This is a genomic window from Synechococcus sp. PCC 7336, from assembly GCF_000332275.1.
Taxonomy (GTDB): domain Bacteria; phylum Cyanobacteriota; class Cyanobacteriia; order Thermostichales; family PCC-7336; genus PCC-7336.
Genome location: NZ_CM001776.1, coordinates 446,811 through 465,570 on the forward strand (window position 1 = coordinate 446,811; position 18,760 = coordinate 465,570).

Annotated in this window: 16 protein-coding genes and 1 tRNA gene; 8 read left to right on the forward strand and 9 right to left on the reverse strand. The window is 51.3% G+C overall.

Going from position 1 to position 18,760, the window contains the following annotated elements; all coding sequences use genetic code 11:
• Positions 1-112 precede the first annotated feature (112 nt).
• The 4 genes from SYN7336_RS02160 to SYN7336_RS02175 all read right to left on the reverse strand — a co-directional run bounded on the left by SYN7336_RS02160 (position 113) and on the right by SYN7336_RS02175 (position 3,407).
• Positions 113-343 (reverse strand): hypothetical protein, encoded by a 231-nt coding sequence (locus tag SYN7336_RS02160; RefSeq protein WP_017324274.1) that lies wholly within the window; start codon positions 341-343, stop codon positions 113-115.
• 99 nt (positions 344-442) lie between these two features.
• Entirely contained in the window at positions 443-862 is a 420-nt protein-coding gene (locus SYN7336_RS02165; RefSeq protein WP_017324275.1) for an ectoine synthase, read from the reverse strand.
• Between the two features lie 20 nt (positions 863-882).
• The gene (locus tag SYN7336_RS02170; protein WP_017324276.1) at positions 883-2,151 is read right to left on the reverse strand and encodes an amidohydrolase family protein; all 1,269 of its coding nucleotides are present in this window, start codon (positions 2,149-2,151) and stop codon (positions 883-885) included.
• A gap of 107 nt (positions 2,152-2,258) precedes the next feature.
• Entirely contained in the window at positions 2,259-3,407 is a 1,149-nt protein-coding gene (locus SYN7336_RS02175; RefSeq protein WP_083885631.1) for a fatty acid desaturase, read from the reverse strand.
• 1,209 nt (positions 3,408-4,616) lie between these two features.
• Here SYN7336_RS02175 and SYN7336_RS28520 point away from each other — a divergent pair.
• Entirely contained in the window at positions 4,617-5,051 is a 435-nt protein-coding gene (locus SYN7336_RS28520; protein WP_156819990.1) for an EamA family transporter, read from the forward strand.
• An 80-nt stretch (positions 5,052-5,131) separates the two neighbouring features.
• Here the strand turns inward: SYN7336_RS28520 and SYN7336_RS02190 are convergent, their stop codons facing one another.
• Positions 5,132-5,326, reverse strand: a complete 195-nt coding sequence (locus SYN7336_RS02190; protein ID WP_017324280.1) for a hypothetical protein — start codon at positions 5,324-5,326, stop codon at positions 5,132-5,134.
• A gap of 515 nt (positions 5,327-5,841) precedes the next feature.
• Here SYN7336_RS02190 and SYN7336_RS02195 point away from each other — a divergent pair.
• From SYN7336_RS02195 to SYN7336_RS02225, 7 genes are all read left to right on the forward strand, one after another.
• Positions 5,842-7,476 carry an ABC transporter substrate-binding protein gene (locus SYN7336_RS02195; protein ID WP_026100618.1) on the forward strand — a complete coding sequence of 545 codons (1,635 nt, stop codon included), beginning with the start codon at positions 5,842-5,844 and terminating at the stop codon, positions 7,474-7,476.
• Positions 7,477-7,601: 125 nt separating this feature from the next.
• Entirely contained in the window at positions 7,602-9,377 is a 1,776-nt protein-coding gene (locus SYN7336_RS27615) for a hypothetical protein (protein WP_156819991.1), read from the forward strand.
• 264 nt (positions 9,378-9,641) lie between these two features.
• The gene (locus SYN7336_RS02205; RefSeq protein ID WP_017324282.1) at positions 9,642-10,076 is read left to right on the forward strand and encodes an NfeD family protein; all 435 of its coding nucleotides are present in this window, start codon (positions 9,642-9,644) and stop codon (positions 10,074-10,076) included.
• Positions 10,077-10,158: 82 nt separating this feature from the next.
• Positions 10,159-11,040, forward strand: coding sequence for an SPFH domain-containing protein (locus SYN7336_RS02210; RefSeq protein WP_017324283.1), 882 nt, complete (start codon positions 10,159-10,161; stop codon positions 11,038-11,040).
• A 12-nt stretch (positions 11,041-11,052) separates the two neighbouring features.
• A complete protein-coding gene (locus SYN7336_RS24055; protein ID WP_017324284.1) occupies positions 11,053-11,796 on the forward strand; it encodes a cation diffusion facilitator family transporter in 744 nt (247 codons plus the stop codon).
• Positions 11,797-11,924: 128 nt separating this feature from the next.
• Positions 11,925-11,997, forward strand: a tRNA-Ile gene (locus tag SYN7336_RS02220).
• Between the two features lie 127 nt (positions 11,998-12,124).
• On the forward strand, positions 12,125-12,703 hold the full coding sequence (locus tag SYN7336_RS02225) for a hypothetical protein (protein ID WP_156819992.1): 579 nt from the start codon (positions 12,125-12,127) through the stop codon (positions 12,701-12,703).
• 67 nt (positions 12,704-12,770) lie between these two features.
• Here the strand turns inward: SYN7336_RS02225 and SYN7336_RS02230 are convergent, their stop codons facing one another.
• The 4 genes from SYN7336_RS02230 to SYN7336_RS02245 all read right to left on the reverse strand — a co-directional run bounded on the left by SYN7336_RS02230 (position 12,771) and on the right by SYN7336_RS02245 (position 18,702).
• Complete coding sequence (locus SYN7336_RS02230; RefSeq protein ID WP_017324286.1) at positions 12,771-14,390, reverse strand: NAD(P)H-quinone oxidoreductase subunit 4; 1,620 nt, start codon at positions 14,388-14,390, stop codon at positions 12,771-12,773.
• Positions 14,391-14,426: 36 nt separating this feature from the next.
• Positions 14,427-16,571 carry an NAD(P)H-quinone oxidoreductase subunit 5 gene (locus SYN7336_RS02235; RefSeq protein WP_017324287.1) on the reverse strand — a complete coding sequence of 715 codons (2,145 nt, stop codon included), beginning with the start codon at positions 16,569-16,571 and terminating at the stop codon, positions 14,427-14,429.
• 344 nt (positions 16,572-16,915) lie between these two features.
• A complete protein-coding gene (locus tag SYN7336_RS02240) occupies positions 16,916-17,635 on the reverse strand; it encodes a ketopantoate reductase family protein (protein WP_017324288.1) in 720 nt (239 codons plus the stop codon).
• 83 nt (positions 17,636-17,718) lie between these two features.
• A complete protein-coding gene (locus SYN7336_RS02245) occupies positions 17,719-18,702 on the reverse strand; it encodes a phenylalanine--tRNA ligase subunit alpha (protein WP_017324289.1) in 984 nt (327 codons plus the stop codon).
• Positions 18,703-18,760: the final 58 nt, after the last annotated feature.

The following is an 18,760-nucleotide window of genomic DNA, read 5'->3' on the forward strand; positions in this document are numbered from 1 at the left end:
AAGATGAATTACTGGGGATGAATTCATTTTCAACCAAAGCCAGCAAAAAAAGATTACAGCTTGTGAATTTAGGAGTGGATTCCAATTTGAGTAGAAACCGCAAACAACAGATTCAATAGCTTGCCTCCATATCAGTAACTGCGAGGGCTAGAGATAAATTTTTGTCATGAAGAATGTCTGCAACTTTTTCTCGGATATCTATGCTAATGGATAGGTTTGAGAGTAAATCTTGAGCTAATTGTCTGGCACGAGCACTAGTCTCTACATCTTTCGTGTCTATGTCATCAAGTAATCTATTCAGCTCGCGAGTAGTATAGCTAAATCCTTCAATAACTAGCTTCATAGCGAAAAGGTCTCCTATTTGTTCACAATAACTGGATATGGCTTAATAAGGATTGAGGTAAGGATTTAGCATAGAGGTTTTGCTAAATCCTTACGGTCATTAATAACAGGAGGAGTCACCATCTGATAAGTTATGAGACTCATCTCCTTTTAAAGCAGGTGCAAACATACAGACAAGTCGCATATCCGTTTTAGCGCGTAAGTAATGCTTGTCATTTTCATTGAGAGCATAGATAGTTCCCACTTTTATTGGGTGTACTTTCCCTCCAGCTTCTACTTCTCCTTCCCCCTCAATGCAATAGCATGTCTCTAAGTGGTTTGTATACTCTAGAAGAGATTCCGTACCTGCATGCACGATTGTATCTGTGACCGTATACCCCATGCCATCGCGTTCGATTAAGAAGCGACGACTTTGACCGTTACCCCATTCGACATCGCGCTCGGTATTTACGAGTTCATCCAAGTGTCTTACAATCATCTGAACCTCCAGCAGTTGCGCTTTACTTTGATAAGACTCCAATGTTCAAAAATTTAAGCCTACTAAGCTGTTACAGGAATTTTCTTATTCTGACCGTCATTGACTTTCAGGTCTCTCAGTAGTCTTCCGTGTGGCTTAATTAAATGTCCGTCACGAATCACCAAACTTGGAACCAACCTTTCTTTTCCAAATATCTCCTCACCAAAAGAATCATAGAATGGCCATGCTTCAGATACGATGTCAAGAATGGTGATATCTGCACGCGAACCAATTGCTAAAGTTCCAATTTCTTTTTCAGATCTTAGAATGCGAGCAGGATGAAGAGTGGTACCAGATATAACTTCTTGAAGCGTAAAGCCTAATGCCATTAACTTCGACATCACGCCACATAGGCTAAAGTTTAAGCTTGCATCACTATGAAGTGCGGTAAAATCTCCATGAACGTCACTACTAATTGTGTAGGGACGTAGACCCTGCTCTAACATGCGGCGAGCGATGTCAAAGCTAAAATGAATTCCATGACCTAGGTCTAGCAACAAACCTTCTCGTACAGCATCAATCAGAGATTGAGGAACTTGCTGGCGTTCTCCCAATAGGCCATCTGGTCGAGCGCCATAGCAATGCGTAAACATATCGCCAGGTTTGACGAATGGGATAATTTTGTCAATAACCTGTGCTGCTTCTGGTCGATTTGAGTCATCTACATCAAAAAGAACCCCAGTATGAAAATAAAGAGGTAAATTAGCTCGATCGGCAGCTTCACGAGCTAGCTGTATTACTTCTGTCCCCCAACGGGACATTGTGCCTGACTCTCCATGAGCTTTAATTCCCCGAATAATTTCAGGGTTTTGTTCGGCTAAATAGACTAAAGCATCAACATCGACCATATCGGGACTATATAGTGCTAGTTTATCGCTGTCGGGTGAAGCTGTACCTAAGATATTAATGCAGGGAAAGCAGCGTACATCTGTGATTGAATTTTCTACGATATATGCTTTAAAACCAAGAAAACTAGATGAGCCACAATCGCCTTGATCGACAATTGTTGTAACACCTGCATGGATACCGGCATCATCTGCATTGAGGCTATCACTGACTACCCATTCATAAATGTGAGCGTGAAGGTCGATCAGTCCTGGGCAGACTATTCGATCTGAAACAGAGACAATCTTATCTGCTTTATGCTTGGGGATTTCAGGGGCAATAGATGCAATGGCATTATTGCGAATAGCCAAGTCTGCTATCATATCGAAGTTCTGTGCTGGGTCGATAATTCGACCTCCTTTTAAAACTAAGTCATACCGGTCTTGATGGTTTGTTGTTGAGTTCATAATTCGGCACTCGCTCGAGGGTTATCAGTTAATACAACAGCTGAGTGTACGCGATCGAGAAGAGTCAATGGCTTTATATCCGTAAACTCTTCTCTGGTACTTGCGAACTAACCTTCTACATATGTCTCTTTCGAATATGCATTCGACGTTATCTCTACCCAATCAAATGATTTCCGTAGCATCAAAAAGGAGATTCCTGTAGCTCCTACAAAGTTTTCTAACTCAAGTCCAGAATCGGTCCTTTTTACGTTGCCCTGCCCCCAAAATAATCGTCGAATACGATAGCTCTGTTTGAAGTAATTACCAAGTAACTTAAAGACAGATATTCTTTGCTCGTATTCAGTTGGATAGAGTTGGTCATCCAGCTTTTCTAGCAAGTACCAAGGGCAGGTCATTAAGCGGTGATGTGCGTTGTGGTAGTTATGATTGAGAAACACTAACAGATCGAGCCAACGCCACTGACGCGATATATAAATTGTGTAAGTGTTCTCTTCTTCATGCTCTTGGCTATACCACGGGATCTTCCTGTCAATTCCATATGCTGGGAAGGTATGCTGAAAGCACTCTAAAAACTGCGTAATGTTCAGGAATAGAATATATCCAATGAAATAGACGATCGCAGCCTTGGGCGAGTATAGCGCTAGCCCTGTAAATAGACTCCCTCTTACTAAGAGAATTATCCCATTTCGGAGGCGTTCATTTTTTCGATTTTGACTTAAGAAAGGTGCTAAGGCTATCATCCAACGCAATGTTAGATTAATGGCTGGAAAATAGATAAGCTCTAATGCCACAATTATCTTTCGAATAGGCACTGGAAGGGATAACAGGAAATCTGTCAGAGAAAAGGGAGCAAAAGGAGATAGATCTACTCGCTTTGTGTGGTGTACTATGTGATGGTGTTTCAAGTCTTTGTAGCGGCTATAGCAAGATCCTGTCATGAAGAGCACCGCTTCGCCAAGCCAATCATTCAATTCTTGCTGTGAGAAAATGTTGTCGTGAAATAGCTCGTGGGCAAAGTAAGCAGCCCACATTAGAGAGTGAACTAGTGCGATAACCCCTATCAGATTGAGCCACCAAATATCTGATGAAATTCCAAATATGGAAAAAGTGTAAGCACCAAGCAAATATACTATCGCTATTCCGTTGACCCAAGAGCTATAGTGACGTGCATAGGATTTAAGGCTTAAAGATTGCTCTTTTCTTACAGGAATACCCTTAGCTTTAGCTTCAGGGGGACTTAGGCTTGGAGTAAACATTATTAACCTCTAGCTATTAACCTCTGCTGCAATTCATATTATGTAATGAATCCCTAACAATAATTAGAGAATTGTGAGACATTTATTAAAAAAATTCTTGTAACAGTACTTTAAAGTGCTTATCTTTAATGAATCAGCAATTTAATTGCTATTTTCTTGCGATAAACGCAGAAAATAGCCGTATTATGCTGGTGTTGAGTTTTGGCAGTCGATTCGATAATGTTGTTTTGAGCACTTTCAGAGTTTTAATTTGTTCTGGATTTCCAGTCGATACTCTTTAGCGATCGCATAAACATATCTGAGAATAAATACTTATCAGAAATCTTGGAACGTGATGAGAATAAATACTTACCAAGAAATCTTGGAACGTGATGAGAATAAATACTTACCAATGAGCACTAATCATGATGAGTAGAGCAACTTCATAAAGATATTGATTGGCGATGTAGCAGCTTTACCGAGAGCGATCTTCTAGTCTTTGCCAGACAGCAGCGCAAAATAAGTATTAAGTATATTTGCCCATTTTTCGAGCACATCAAGATATTCTCAAGCTTTATGCAGCTGAAATTGTGTCTGCGTTGAGAATTAGAGCGCGTGAGAACCCTTGTCTCAATTGCACCACCTTCCTCGATGCTGATTTTAGCCGCAAGCAACTGATGCCAATCGAGCTCGATGCAGCAGGGCTCGCTCCACGGCACTTTGGCTTTGTTCTACAACTGTTCGTCACTGCGATCGCCTTCCCAGCCTCCCAACTCCAACGAGCACTGTACTCAAGTCCCCCAGAATGGGGGATTTAGCGGGCGAATGCAGCGATTGACCGCATTCGTGGGAGGAACTCAAAACTACGGGTTTCAAGCTAGATTCGGTTTAAGGTTTGAAGCTTTTGCTTTCTAGGCACATAGCGTTTTTCTGATATCTGCCAGAATACCTTCTGACTAGTAATGCCTAATTTCCAGAGTATGATATTCTCGATTAGAGCGAAAACTTTTACTTCTCAATCTATAGGCTTGTTTCGGGTCATCTAGCTATTTAGAATGAGTACTTTTAGAAATCCGATTTATTATGGAATTTGTTAACCTCCTATGATATTGCGCTTAATAATCGATTGCCAGACTATCTGAAAGCGTATCTTTAGTAAGGCAGACAGTGGGAGCCTTAAGGCATGAAGTATAAGTTCAGACAGGTATGCTCTAATGAAAAGAATCTTAGGTGAAACTGAAAATGGCTTATGTACTTGCAATTCTTGCTATGGTAACTCTCGGCATTGGAAATTTTATTTTTAAGATAAGTACAGATACCATCGGACCGATCTATACAACACTTTTTTATTATGTGTTTGGAACTTTCATCGGAATGTCGTTTTGGTGGTTTTCCGAACAAAAATCTGCATTTCAGATATCTACCCAATGGAGTGGCTTGATTTGGCCTGCCTTGGCCGCATTGTCGATCGCACTGAGTGTATTATCGTTTAGTACGGCTCTCAAATCATTACCTGTCTCACTGGCATCTACAATATTAAACTTATCATTTATTGTTACTACGATCCTTGGATTGATGATTCTAAAAGAGAGCTTGAGCCTCAAAGATATCGTCGCTATTTTATTGGCAGTAACGTCGATCGTTATTTTTGGTTTAGGCAAGTGATCGGTTGCAGCTTGATGAGTGGCAAGTTTGGCTTGAAGCTCAACCATCCCTATCGATTGCTCGGGTGAGTGGTGCAAAAACTACTGCGAGAAAAGAGTTAGAAGCAATTCACTGCCCACAAAGCAGCAGAGACCGGAGAGAAAGCCAATGGCGAAAATTTGTCCGATCGCCTTGCGAGTCGTAATGGCAGAATTGGGCTGCTGTAGAGATGACTCGCCGTTGAGAGCCAAAAGCATTCCTTTAGAGCAGAGGATTGCAATAAAAAATGCGTTCATGGGTTTCTCGGGGCGAGGGCGATCGCCTCAACTTCAGAGCTACGAATCCCAATCTGGATATCGTCGATCTTCGGTCGTGCAAAGTACAAGCAGCAAAAACGACCGCTCACTCGCGGCCGATTTTAGAATGCCCCAAATCAGTCCTAATAAAACATCAGGCGGCTTGCTTGGGTAATCTTTTTCGACCGAGTGGTTCGACTGCATACAGCAGTGTGACAAGTAAAACTGGCAAGACAGTAGAAATTGCGACCACGACCAAAAAGGCTTCCATCCTCAGTCCCTCTATAGCAGGCAAAATTGTTCTTAATATTCAAGATTCCCATTGGTTTTAGTGTGTTTGCCGACTTGTTATATATCTAAAAGCTAAGAATTAAAGCTTAAATTTTGGTCAATCAGTATAAAAATTACAAAGACGCTTCTCGCAGTCCTCGACAACCAGCAGTTTCAGGCGTTGGGCGGGACAGTCAGAGTGCCTGCCCCTATAATTTGGGACAGTTTGTGGCGGAGTGTGTTGTATGGTTCTCGGCGATCGCCCTCTATCCTGTTCCCGCCGCCGATTTCTAGCTTGGTGTGGCGGTGCGGGAGTCGTCTTGGCAAGCTGCGGTCCATCCTCCAATTCAAGCGGGACTGTGGCTGGAGGCAACTCCAATCAACGCATTGCCATGGGCATCACCGATCGCATCCGCACCCTCGATCCGGCAGATGCCTTCGAGCCCGTTTCCCTCAACATCCTGCTCAATCTCGGCGAGACCCTCTATACTTACGCACCGGGACAGACGGAGTTAGAGCCGCTGCTGGCTCGCAAGATGCCGACGGTGAGTGACGGTGGCACAACCTACAGGATTCCGTTGCGCGAGGGCGTTTGGTTTCACGATGGTTCGGCATTCAATGCCGAAGCGATGGCGTTTTCGCTACAGCGGTTCGTCCGCAATGGCGGACGACCGGCCTTTCTGCTGGCGGACAATGTGAGATCGATAACAGCGACTGGCGAGCTGGAGCTGACGATTCGGCTCAGCTCCCCCTTCAGTGCCTTTACTGCCGTGTTGGCGTTTCCCGGCACCTGCGCCGTTTCGCCTGCAGCCCACGCGATCGGGGAGTTTACCCCCGAAGCTGTCGTGGCAACGGGTCGCTATCGACTGCAGGACTATGCCGAAAACAGCCGTCTCGTGCTCGATCGCCACGAGGCCTACTGGGGTGAACCAGCCCTCAACGAAGGCATAGACATTCAATTTTTCAATACTGGCGCGACCTTGCTGAACGCTTTTAAGAGTGGGTCAATCGATCTGGCGTTCCAAACCCTCGAACCGAACCAAATCCAAACCCTGTTAGACGAGCGGGAAACTCGCAATTGGCAAGTGGCCTCCCAAACCAGTTCCTTGATTCGCTATCTCGTCCTCAACGTCACCCAACCCCCGCTCGATCGCTTGGAAGTGCGTCAGGCGATCGCCGCTGCCATCAACCGCACGCTGCTCGAAGAGCGGGTGTTTCTCAACCAAGCTTCTCCCCTCTATTCCCTCATTCCCAATACTGTTGCGGGGGCGCAACCTGCCTTTTTGACTGCCTATGAGGAACACGCGATCGATACAGCCAAATCCCTATTGCTCGATGCAGGCTTCAGCCCCGGCAATCCCGCCGTCACGACGCTGTGGCATGCAGCGGGTAACTCTCGGGGGGAGTTGATTGCCTCTACCCTGAAAGCTTCGCTTGAAGCCGATCTGGCAGGGTTGTTTGAGTTGGAATTGCGATCGGTGGAAGCCGCAACGTTATTTAGCAATCTGGATAAAGGCATTTACCCAATGGTGCTGCTCTCTTGGGCGCCTGATTTTATCGATCCAGACAATTATCTCCATCCCTTTGTGTCCTGCGATCGCGCGGAGGACGGTATTTGCACGGCGGGCTCCACCTACTTGCACGGCTCGTATTTCTACGATCGCACGATCGACAATCTGGTGCGACAGCAGCGCCTGGAGACAGACGCTCGAGCTCGTGCTGACTTGCTGGCTGAAGTTCAGCAACAAATTGCCGATCGCGTTCCTTTTATTCCCCTCGTGCAGGGGGTGGATTATATTTTTGGGGCTCCGCAGGTCAGCGGTTTGCAGTTGACTGGCGCTCAGGCAGTACCGTTGTGGTTAGTGGCAAAGGGCTCCTGAAGGCGCGATCGAACCCCATTGCAGCACTGCAAACCCTGGGTACCCTACATCCGAACGAATGCTTTAAACGACTGGCTAGGCCAGATCGCTGCAACAATCCAGTCGCGGTCGAGGGAACACCGTATATGCAAGCAAGCGAAATCCAGCAACTATTGCAACAGGCCCTGCCCGACGACACCCCACCCCTGCGAGCCAAACTCAAAGACCGCCACCTCCATATCCTCTTGGACGAAAGCTCCAAACCTCCCAAAACCGACCCCCCTTTAGCCCACCTCCTTGCCCTCGAAGTCCAAACTTTTGCCAGCAACGTCGATCGCCTCACCCTCTGGCACCGCTCTCCCAACAGCGATCGCCCCACCCCAATCGCCGCAATTGACCTCGATCGACCCCTTCAACCCAATCCTTCCGACCCTCTCCCCCTCACCGGCCACTGCTTCATCAAAAACCAGCGCCTGCTCCGCATCCCCCTGCCCCTGCCCCACCCCACCGTTGCCAGCGCAGTCCTCTACGTCCACGTCCTAAAAGACGCCGACAAACAAACCCTCTTAACCGCCCTGCCCCCCTTCTTCGATCGCCCCGATAAAACTCCACTCGACATCGTTCCCCCGGCCCACCGAGTCTGGCTGGCCGACATCCAAGCCCTACCCGTCGAAAAATTCAAATCCGTCGCCATCTGGCTGAGCCGCTACTGCGATAAGCCCAACTGCGCCCTCCCCCTCCTGGAAGACGTCCTCGCCGACTCCCCCCCTCAATCCCCATCCACAGATACAGGCCCAACGGCACCCTCTCCTTCCTACACCGAACCCGATACGAGCTCCCGGGCTCGCGCTGGCAATATCGCCGCCCTGACCGCAGCGATTGACAAGGGACTTTACCCCTGGAAAGGGCGATCGCAAGTCAGCCTGAAAGACCATACCCTCAGCATTCAACTGCAGGCCGACGCCGCCCCCAACCCCCCTGCCGCCACCGCCCTGGTCTACACTGCCCTCACTCAACTGCAACTGCCCCACCTGCAAACCGTCAAACTGTACGGCATCGAAGGCGATCGCAGCCTGCGCTGGAAATCGGGCTTTCAACTTCCTTCCAACCTCAATCTCCAAGCCGACTACAACCGCTTTAAATTCGACAACCCCACCCTCAACTTGGCCGCCTTTCCCCTAGCCGCGATCGCAGGCATGGCAGCCAATACCATCCTGCCGTTTGTTATGCTTCCCTTTCATATCTGGATTCACGAATTCGGCCACGCCACTGTCGCCTGGTTTGCGGGACGGCGAGCCATCCCTCTCCCCTTCGGCTGGACCAATGTCAACCTCGAACGAGAATTATTCGTTTATTTGGGCGTCCTCTTCCTGCTGGCCTTGCTCGGGTTTTCCGGCTGGCGCGAGGGCAAGCGCTGGGCCGTGGCGATCGCCGCCTCCCTGGCAGTGCTGCAGTTCTACATGACCTGGCTGATGCCCGTTCGCAGCTTCGATCTGCTGCTCTCGTTTGGAGGTATCGGGGGCGAGTTTTATCTCAGCACCTTTCTCATGGTCTGCTTCTACTTCCCCCTGCCCGATCGACTGCGCTGGGATTTTTGGCGCTTTGCCTTTCTGATTGTGGCCGCCGGTACCTTTTGTCAAGCTTTCTGGCAGTGGCACACGATCGAACTCGGCCTGCGGGAGATCCCCTGGGGGTCCATCTTTGGAGCGGGCGATGCTGGTGGCGATATGAATCGACTCAACTGGCAACATGGCTGGAGCGCCACCCATATCATCGAGACCTACTCCAGCCTGGGCAAATTTTGTCTCCTGACGCTAGTAGTCACCTACGGTGTCTTTGCCATTAAGCTCAACCCGCAGGCTTGGTTTGCCCTGAGGCAGCGGGCGATCGTCTGGTGGCTGCGCCATACCCAAGGGACATAAAGGACTTTTGCGCCAGAGTCCAGCTCTTCGCTGCTCTCCCACGACCGAGCAGTTCGATCGCCCCCTCAATGTCAGCCTGAAGAATGGGCACACTCGATCTGTAAGCCCTACGAGTTGTGTGCTAGAGAGGAGGAGAGAATGCTGGAAAATTTTGCATCGACGGCAATAGGACTGAGGATTTCAGCAGTTGAGTGGGATCGGACCTACGCAGACTGGCCCTCTGTTCGTCTGTATACTTTTAAATAGCGTATGTAGTTAAATCAAATGATTGCTTGGCAAGTATGGGCGATTGTAGGAATTATCCTATTGGCAACCGAGCTAATCGGAATTCCAGGTTTTCTGTTTGGATCGGCAGGCGTAGGGGCATTGCTGGCTGCCCTAGTCTCGTTGGTGTTTCCCCTAGCGGTGCAGTGGCTGGTGTGGTTTTGGGTCACCGTTATTTTGATTTTTCTCTCCCGTAGGTGCGTACCGCAACAGTCTTTCGATTTGGAAGAAAGTCGCGAGGCGCGATCGCTAACGGAAATTCCTGCCGGGAAAAAAGGGCGGGTGCGCTATTCCGGTTCCATTTGGAATGCGAAATGCGAAGTGGAAGACTTAACAATTCCAGCAGGACTGGATCTTTATGTGATCGAGCGTCAAGGCAATACCTTAATTGTCATGCCCGAACATTTCGTCAACTCCCAGCCAGCGGGATCTTAACCTTGTTTCCTTTGACTTGAAAGCACAAAGCACTGTGTAGGGTCAATACACCTAGAAATATACATAATAGAGGTAAAAACGAATGGCAGCAGTCATTGGTGCGCTTGTATTAATCGGCATCGGCTATTTTTTTCAATCGGTTAAAATTATTAGCCAAGGATACGAAGCGTTGGTCGAGCGGCTCGGTCGCTATAGCCGCAAGCTCACGCCCGGATTTTCAGTAATTTTGTTTCCAATCGAGTTGGTCGTCTTTAAAGACACGATTCGGGAGCAGGTTTTAGATGTTCCCCCCCAGCAGTGCATCACGAAAGATAATGTCTCGTTGCAGGCTGACGCTGTGGTGTACTGGCGCATTACCGATATGGTGAAAACCTATTATGCGGTGGAAGATATCGAGCGCGCTTTAGTAAATTTGGTCCTCACTGCTTTGCGGTCCGAAATCGGTCGTTTGGAATTAGATCAGACATTCTCCTCCCGCACAGAAATTAATGCTCGTCTATTGAACGAACTAGATGAAGCTACCGATCCCTGGGGGATTAAAGTGACTCGGGTTGAGGTTAAAGATATTAATCCCTCCCGCACGGTGCAAGATTCGATGGAAAAACAAATGGCTGCCGAACGGGAAAAACGGGCGGCTATTTTAGGATCTGAAGGGAAGCAACAGGCCAGAATTAACCAGGCCGCTGGCGAAGCTCGGGCGCGGGTGTTGCGGGCCGAATCAGAAAAACAGGAGAAACTCTTGCGAGCTGAGGGTACAGCGGAGGCGCTGGCTACGATCGCCAATACTCTCAAGAGCGGAGCCACGGCGGAGAGCGCTTTGCAGTTCTTGCTAGCCCAAAATTATATCGATATGGGGACGACAGTCGGTCAAAGTCCCAGTGCGAAGGTGGTATTTGTCGATCCAGCCTCTATCCCAGCCACAGTTGAAGGCTTGACAGCGATGTTGAATCTAAATTCTGACTAATCGAGCATCGAAATGCGCGCGAATTTTAGCTGTACCTGCCTGCAACCCTCTCAGTTCGCCCCCGACAAGCAGTGGCTCCTCAGCGGCGCGATCGCCCTCGTTGCCAGCTTTGCCGCGATTGAATGGCTGGTGGGCTCGTTCAGCCATAGCTTGACTCTACGGGCCGATGCCGGACACATGCTCTCCGACACGATCGCCCTGGCCATTGCTCTTTGCGCCACTTGGCTGGCCCGACATCCGGCTCTGCGATCGCAGCCAATTGAATCCGTTGCCGCCCTCATTAACGGCACCAGCCTCAGTCTCGTGTCGGTTTTGATTGCCTGGGAAGCCATTCGCCACATTCAACATCCCCCCCGCGAAATTCTCAGTCTGCCGGTCGTGGCAACCGCGATCGTCGGACTGGCGGTCAATGGCATCAACCTGCGCCTGCTACACCGCCACAGCGATCGCGATTTAAATCTGCGGGGGGCTGCTTTACACGTGATGGCAGATATCCTGGGCTCGATCGGAGCGATTGTGGCAGCGCTAGCGGTTTGGGGTCTGGGCTGGACCTGGGCCGATAGCGCGATCGGTTTCCTACTGGCGGGAGTGGTGGGCAGTAGTGCTCTACCGCTGCTGTGGGATAGCCTGCGACGGTTAGTTCGGCCCAAATCTGCATCTCCTTCTGTCCCAACCGAGCGCTCGGCTACGCTTCCCACCGCAAGCCTAGGAGATATCAGTCAATTTGCCCGACAGCTAAGGCGATCGGAACCCTAATGAGGGCTGGCCCTTGGAGCAGTTTTCTCTCGCCGACTTGAAGGCACGGCTAATTCAGTGAGTCGCCGAGTTGGACTTGGACTTGGGCTTGAGCTTTCTCGCTAGGTGGCGTTAGTGTGGGTATTGCCGGGGCGTTGGCCGAGTGGTTTAGGCAGCAAACTCATAATTTGCCTTACGGGGGTTCAAATCCCTCACGCCCCATTCGCGATCGGATCGAGCAAGACATCGCCCTGCAAACCTATTTGCTAACCTCATTCTTCTGCCAAGAGGTTCCATCCTTGCAGAAAAGCGGGCATGCTTACACCACAGTCTTTTGAGAGAAGTTAGTTTGACTGCCCTATCCGCACTTCAGACTGAGGCGTTAAAAATTGCCTGGATTCACCTGGATTGCGATTGGGATGTGGATGGTCTGACCAATGAGCTGCTTGCAGCTTACTATCCAGTCTTCGAGCAGCATCGCCGTCAAGTGACAGCGGAATATCGCCAAGCTCGTTACGAGGAGATGTTGGAGCAGTATCGATTGCTCTGCCGAGAGGAAGGCTGGGACTTTCGACAGCACCTGACTTGGTTTGAGGAGCAATTGCAAGGCCCGATTCGATTTCGCGATTTATTGGGCTACCGTCAGGTATATCCCGGACGGTTTTTCGATCGCGAGGCGATCGGTATCCAGATCTGCGATGCCGCCTTCGAGGAAGTCTATAAGGCGCTACAAGAGTTGGCCCAACAGGACCTCATTCGGACCTTTGGCAATGTGGGGTTTGTCTTGACCGAGCCAGGGATTGCGATGGCGCGATCGCTGTTTTTCCCAGATATTCGCCCCTTTAAACAGGGCAATCCCTTTCAGAAGGCCGACGAACTCAGTCTGCGCCGCATTGCACAAGAGCGTCGTTCCCGCCGCTTGAGGTAGATCCTCACATCGAGCGAGCAACGTGACGGCTTATGCGTCATGTTTGGGGACAACCTAGCCGCGAGACCTAAGGAATCTCTGGTGCCTGCAGCAGAGTGGCGGTCGGAGATATCCAGGCGGCAGGAGCTTCGAGTGCAATTTCCGAAGCTGCGGGCCGCTCCAACGAGTCAAGCAGAGTTGCGACGAGAGCATTCGTTTTCACGTCATAGACCTGGGTCATCAACTTGGGATACATGCCCAAACCGATAATAGGGACTATCAGGCAAGCAATTACGAAGACCTCGCGGGGTTCGGCGTCAATGAGTTCTTCGTGGGAGACGAGTTCCTCATTTTCGGGACCGAAGAAGATCTGGCGCAGCATCGACAGGAGGTAAATGGGGGTCAGAATCACGCCCACCGCCGCCAAGATCACCATCGTAGTGGTGAAGGCGGGATTAAAGGCCGTACTGGTGGCCAGCCCTAAAAACACCATGACCTCGGCCACAAATCCGCTCATTCCCGGCAGGGCGAGAGAGGCCATCGAGCAGATGGTGAACATCGAGAAGATACGGGGCATTTTCAAACCGACACCCCCCATTTCCTCCAGTTCGAGCGTGTGGGTGCGATCGTAGGTGGCCCCCACCAAGAAGAACAAACTGGCCCCAATCAAACCGTGGGAGATCATCTGCAGCATCGCGCCACTCATGCCGATCTCTGTCAAGCAGCCAATCCCGATCAGCACGAAGCCCATGTGACTAATCGAGGAATAGGCAATCTTGCGCTTGAGGTTGCGTTGTGCAAAAGAGGTGAGTGCCGCATAGATGATGTTTACTGTCCCCAAAACAATCAAAACCGGCGCGAAATAGACGTGGGCATCGGGCAACATGCCGACATTCATGCGCATGAGGGCATAGCCCCCCATCTTCAGCAGAATTCCTGCCAGCAGCATGTGGACGGGGGCTGTGGCTTCGCCGTGGGCATCGGGCAACCAAGTGTGCAGGGGGATAATGGGCAGCTTGACGCCGTAAGCGATGAGGAAAGCTCCATACAGGAGTATCTGCAAGGCGAAGGGATAAGATTTCTCCGCCAGAGCGGTCATGTCAAACGTGACCGTATCGCCGAAGAAGGCCATCGCCAAGGCTGACACCAAAATAAACAGCGATCCCCCTGCGGTGTAGAGAATAAACTTGGTGGCTGCATACAGTCGCTTCTTGCCGCCCCAAATGGACAGCAGCAAGTAAACCGGAATCAGCTCCAACTCCCACATGAGGAAAAACAGGAGCATATCTTGAACGGCAAACACGCCAATCTGACCGCCGTACATGAACAGCAGCAGGCAGTAAAATAGGCGGGGCTTAAAGGTAACGGGCCAGGCCGCTAGCGTTGCCAGCGTCGTGATAAAGGCGGTCAGCAGAATCAGAGGCATAGACAGCCCGTCTGCACCCACCGACCAACTGAGGCCGATTTGGGGGATCCAGTCGTAACGTTCGACCATTTGCAACCCCGAACTGTCCAGGTCGTAACTGGTGTAAAACCCGGCGACGAGCATCAGCAGGTCGATCAGGCCGATGACTAAGGCATACCAGCGAATCGGACGGCCTTTGCCCTCGCGATCGGGAATAAAGGGAATGGCTAAAGCGGCTACAACAGGAAATAAAATCACCGCTGTCAGCCAGGGAAATTCACTTGGGGAACTGGGCAAATTCATCACTAACTCCGAATGCTGACGAAGGTTCTCTCGACACTAAATGAGACCTGCGCCGGAAAAGACGACGATCGCGATCGCGGAGGCAAACACTACTAGGGCATAAAACTGCGCTTTGCCACTCTCAAAATATTTCAGAGTTTCGCCAGAGATCAGGGTGACTAGACCGGCAAAGTTCACCACGCCATCCACAATCCGCTGATCGACTTCTAAGGCTTCTCGGGCGGCGAGGCGAGTGCCTTTGACAAAGACGGTGTCGTAAATCTCGTCGAAGTACCACTTTTTGAGGGAAAGCAAATAGAGTGGCTTGAATTTGGCCGCGATCGCCGCTGGGTCAATCGCCTTCTGGCGATACATCAACACCGCTAAGGCGATCCCAATCAACCCAATGCCGACCGAACTGCCCCCCATAAGCAGAAATTCCGACCATTCGAACTGTCCGGCCGCCACGTCAGCCCATTCTTCCAGGCCGAGCGCGATCGCCGTTCCCTCCACGACTTCGCTGGGGGGATGGATAAAGGCTTCGAAGAAATTGGCGAAGGGGGTGCCCAGCAAGCCGATCGAGATGGAGGGAATGGCCAGAGTCAGCAATGGAATCGTCATCGTCCAAGGGGACTCGTGGGGTTCGGAGGCATGGCCGTGGCGATCGCCGTCGTCGCTATGGCGATCGCTATACTCCTGGGTGGCTTCGAGCTCCTCGGTATTCATCGCACCGGGACCGAAGCCTGCAGCGAACGCCGGACTGTAGGCCGGAACCGGAGCGCCGCCGCTGCGGGCCACTTGAGCGCACAGCTTGGCATCATTGCCGCGAAATTCCCCTTCAAACGTGAGGAAGTACATGCGGAACATGTAGAAGGCTGTCAGACCGGCGGTGATAAAACCAATCGCCCAGAGGGCGGGATTGACCGCAAAAGTCGAGCCCAAGATTTCGTCTTTGGACCAGAAGCCGGCAAAAGGCGGAATGCCGCAAATGGCGAGGGTGCCGACTAAGAAGGTGATGGCAGTGAAAGGCATATATTTGCGCAGGCCGCCCATGACTCGCATGTCTTGGGCGACGACGGGGTTGTGACCGACCACCCCTTCCATGCCGTGGATGACAGAGCCAGAACAGAGGAACAGCATGGCCTTGAAGTAGGCGTGGGTGGTGAGGTGGAACAGACCGGCCCCATAGGCTCCTACCCCCATCGCCATCATCATGTAACCCAACTGGGACATGGTGGAATAGGCCAGACCCTTTTTGATGTCGTTTTGAGTCAGGGCAATGCTAGCCCCCAAAAAGGCCGTCACAGCTCCTACCCAAGCAATTGTCTGCATTGCAATCGGCACGCCCTCAAACACGGGGAACATGCGCGCCACCAAGAAGATACCCGCCGCCACCATCGTGGCAGCGTGAATTAAGGCCGAAATCGGGGTAGGGCCTTCCATCGCATCGGGCAGCCAGACATGCAGTGGGAATTGTGCCGACTTGGCGACAGGCCCCAAAAACACCAGCACGGCAAACAGAGACACCAGCCCAATGCTGACCGCCCCCGATTCAACCGCCGTTTCCACAGCTCGCCCCATTGCCTCAAACTCGAAGGTGTGGGAAATCCAATACAGGCCGAGCATCCCCAGCAATAGGCCGAAGTCGCCGACCCGGTTTGTCACGAATGCTTTTTGGGCAGCTTCTGCCGCAGCGGGTCGATTGTACCAGAAGCCGATTAGGAGGTACGAGCACATTCCCACCAGCTCCCAAAACACATAGATTTGCAGCAGGTTGGGGCTCAAGACGAGGCCCAGCATGGAGAAGCTAAACAGGCTGAGATAGGCATAAAAGCGAACGTAGCCTTCGTCGTGCTCCATATAGCCGTCGGTGTAGACCATGACCAGAAATGCGACGGTGGCGACCACCACCAGCATCATGGCGACCAGGTGATCGACTGTGAAGCCCATGCGCAAGACAAAGTCTCCCGCTTGCCCCCAAACAAACGATTGGTAGAAGGATGTGCCCCCTCGAACTTGGTCGACCAGGATGGCGATCGCGTGAACCATGGCCGTACCGATGGCAAACACGCTAAAGCCAGAGGCGACTTTGCGAATGGAGCGAATCCAGCGATTGGCGGCAAGGATGGCAATTCCGACAGCGACGGCTGCGAACAGCGGGTAAATCGGAATCAACCAAACGTATTGATAGGCAAGTTCCATAAGGCTTCTGGTTAGAACGGGACTTCTGGTTAGGGAAAAGGAGCGAGGAATACATCCATAGGACAGAATGCCTACATATTCCGCAAACTATTGTAGTCTCTCAGTTTCAAATCTCCACAGGCTTCATGGAGTCTTCAACAAACCGTACTGACGAGAATTCCCCGCCCGAGACAATCTATCCTTAAAGTATTTCTACCTAATTCTGGCGATTGATTCACTCGGGCAGAATGTCTTCCGCATGGGTACCGGTCTTAACTTTTGTATAGATTTGAGCGATCGCCCCTGCCCCGTCGATGACAAAAATAGAAGTAAAGCACATTGAGGTCAAACTGTGGGTCGGGATGTCAGACGGCAATGCCGACTTCTCGCAGCCACTGGACGTGTTTGGGAGTGTGGGCGATCGCTAAAAACCAGCCATTGCGCCAGGGTAGCTCTTTGACGGCACCGCGATAGTCGGGCACCGATCGCGAATAATCGCACAGCCGCTGCGCCACTCCGGGTTCTAGCCGAATCGAGAGTTCTCGCTCCGCCAGTGGTGCCAGTTCGTCCACCAAACAATCGACCTCGCTGCGGTGGCGATCGGCCACTGCGCCGACAGGAGCAGCGTGGCGTTGGGAGAGCAGGCCGAAGATGCAGTTCCACAGGAGTTTTTCGACCATTTGGCGATCGAAGCTGGAGCGATCGACCACAAGGCATTCAATCCCGGCGGAGTTGAGCAGATTGGCAAAGGCTTCGGCCCAGCGACCCCAAACCACCGAGCCACCGCCATCCACCGGCTTGTCCCCCCGCTTTTGCACCGCAAAGTAAATCAAGGCCTGCGTATTGTCCTGCAGTCCTTGCTTCTTCAGCCAGGTGCGCAACATGCCGTTTTGCAGAAAAACCAAATCTTTGCGGCGGTTGGGCAGGGTGGCACCCACAACGGCATCGAGATCGTCGTTGCGGGTGCAGACATAAATCGGCCCCTCTTCAGATGGAATGGGTTCTCCCCGTCGCACCACGATCGCCTCTCCCATGCGAGCGAGAGCTGTGCCAATGCGTCCGGCGCCGACAATGGTTGCTTTCATGCTGGATGGATCTCCGGGAATGCCGCAGGCAGTTTAGATCGTGACGGGGACAGCCCGAAAGTCACAGTCACCTCTCGACTCTCTTAGAACTGGCGCAAGAAGCGTAGGTCGCTGTTGTAGAAATTGCGAATATCGTCAATCTCGTGCAACACCATCGCCAGCCGTTCCACACCAAATCCCGCAGCAAATCCAGTGACTTTTTCGGGATCGTAACCGACGGCTTTAAACACATTGGGATCGACCATGCCGCAGCCAAATATTTCTAGCCAGCGATCGCCAAATTTCACGTCCATTTCAGCGGAGGGCTCGGTGAAGGGGAAGTAGCTGGGGCGGAAGCGGGTTTCTCGTTCTCCCAACAATTGTGTAATGAAGGTGTTGAGGGTGCCCTTGAGATCGGCGAAGCTGATGCCGTTTTCGCTGGCGGCTAAGATTTCCACTTGGTGAAAGACGGGGGAATGGGTGGCATCGACGGTATCGCGCCGCACTACTCGACCGGCGTGGACGATACGGAAGGGGGGGGCGTGTTCTTCCATGTAGCGCACCTGCACCGATGAGGTTTGGGTGCGGATCAGGTAGCCATTTTCCAGATACAGGGTGTCCTGCATATCCCGTGCGGGGTGATCTTCGGGGGTGTTGAGGGCTTCGAAGTTGTAATACTCAGTTTCGATTTCGGGACCGTGAACGACGGTGTAGCCCATGCCCACAAAGATATCGAGAATGCGATCGATGGTGGCCTGCAGGGGGTGGACGCGCCCAATCGGGATGTAGGGGCCGGGCATGGTCACATCTAGAGTTTCTGCGGCCAGTTGCGCTGCGAGGGCCGCGTCTTCAAGTGCCGTTTTGCGCGCTTCTAGGTTGGTTTGCAGTTGAGTTTTGATCTCGTTGGCGAGGGCTCCCATGCGGGGGCGATCGTCGGGGGGCAGTTTGCCCATTGAGGCCAAGATTTTGGAGAGTTTGCCTTTCTTGCCTAGAAAATCGATGCGAATTTTTTCTAGCTCCTCCAGGGTTTGGGCTTGGGGCAGCAGGGTGGCTAAGTCTTGTTGTAGGGAGGCTAGTTGTTCTTCCATCGGATTGAAGCGATATCTCGCGAGGCGGTTGGCGAATGGGCTGTGTGGCTTGCTTCTC

Bases quoted from the DNA above. Each gene is read 5' to 3' on its own strand.
- SYN7336_RS02160 (WP_017324274.1), bottom strand. From the start codon at position 343: ATGAAGCTAGTTATTGAAGGATTTAGCTATACTACTCGCGAGCTGAAT.
- SYN7336_RS02170 (WP_017324276.1), bottom strand. From the start codon at position 2,151: ATGAACTCAACAACAAACCATCAAGACCGGTATGACTTAGTTTTAAAA.
- SYN7336_RS02175 (WP_083885631.1), bottom strand. From the start codon at position 3,407: ATGTTTACTCCAAGCCTAAGTCCCCCTGAAGCTAAAGCTAAGGGTATT.
- SYN7336_RS02190 (WP_017324280.1), bottom strand. From the start codon at position 5,326: ATGAACGCATTTTTTATTGCAATCCTCTGCTCTAAAGGAATGCTTTTG.
- SYN7336_RS02195 (WP_026100618.1), top strand. From the start codon at position 5,842: ATGGTTCTCGGCGATCGCCCTCTATCCTGTTCCCGCCGCCGATTTCTA.
- SYN7336_RS27615 (WP_156819991.1), top strand. From the start codon at position 7,602: ATGCAAGCAAGCGAAATCCAGCAACTATTGCAACAGGCCCTGCCCGAC.
- SYN7336_RS02205 (WP_017324282.1), top strand. From the start codon at position 9,642: ATGATTGCTTGGCAAGTATGGGCGATTGTAGGAATTATCCTATTGGCA.
- SYN7336_RS02210 (WP_017324283.1), top strand. From the start codon at position 10,159: ATGGCAGCAGTCATTGGTGCGCTTGTATTAATCGGCATCGGCTATTTT.
- SYN7336_RS24055 (WP_017324284.1), top strand. From the start codon at position 11,053: ATGCGCGCGAATTTTAGCTGTACCTGCCTGCAACCCTCTCAGTTCGCC.
- SYN7336_RS02230 (WP_017324286.1), bottom strand. From the start codon at position 14,390: ATGAATTTGCCCAGTTCCCCAAGTGAATTTCCCTGGCTGACAGCGGTG.
- SYN7336_RS02235 (WP_017324287.1), bottom strand. From the start codon at position 16,571: ATGGAACTTGCCTATCAATACGTTTGGTTGATTCCGATTTACCCGCTG.
- SYN7336_RS02240 (WP_017324288.1), bottom strand. From the start codon at position 17,635: ATGAAAGCAACCATTGTCGGCGCCGGACGCATTGGCACAGCTCTCGCT.
- SYN7336_RS02245 (WP_017324289.1), bottom strand. From the start codon at position 18,702: ATGGAAGAACAACTAGCCTCCCTACAACAAGACTTAGCCACCCTGCTG.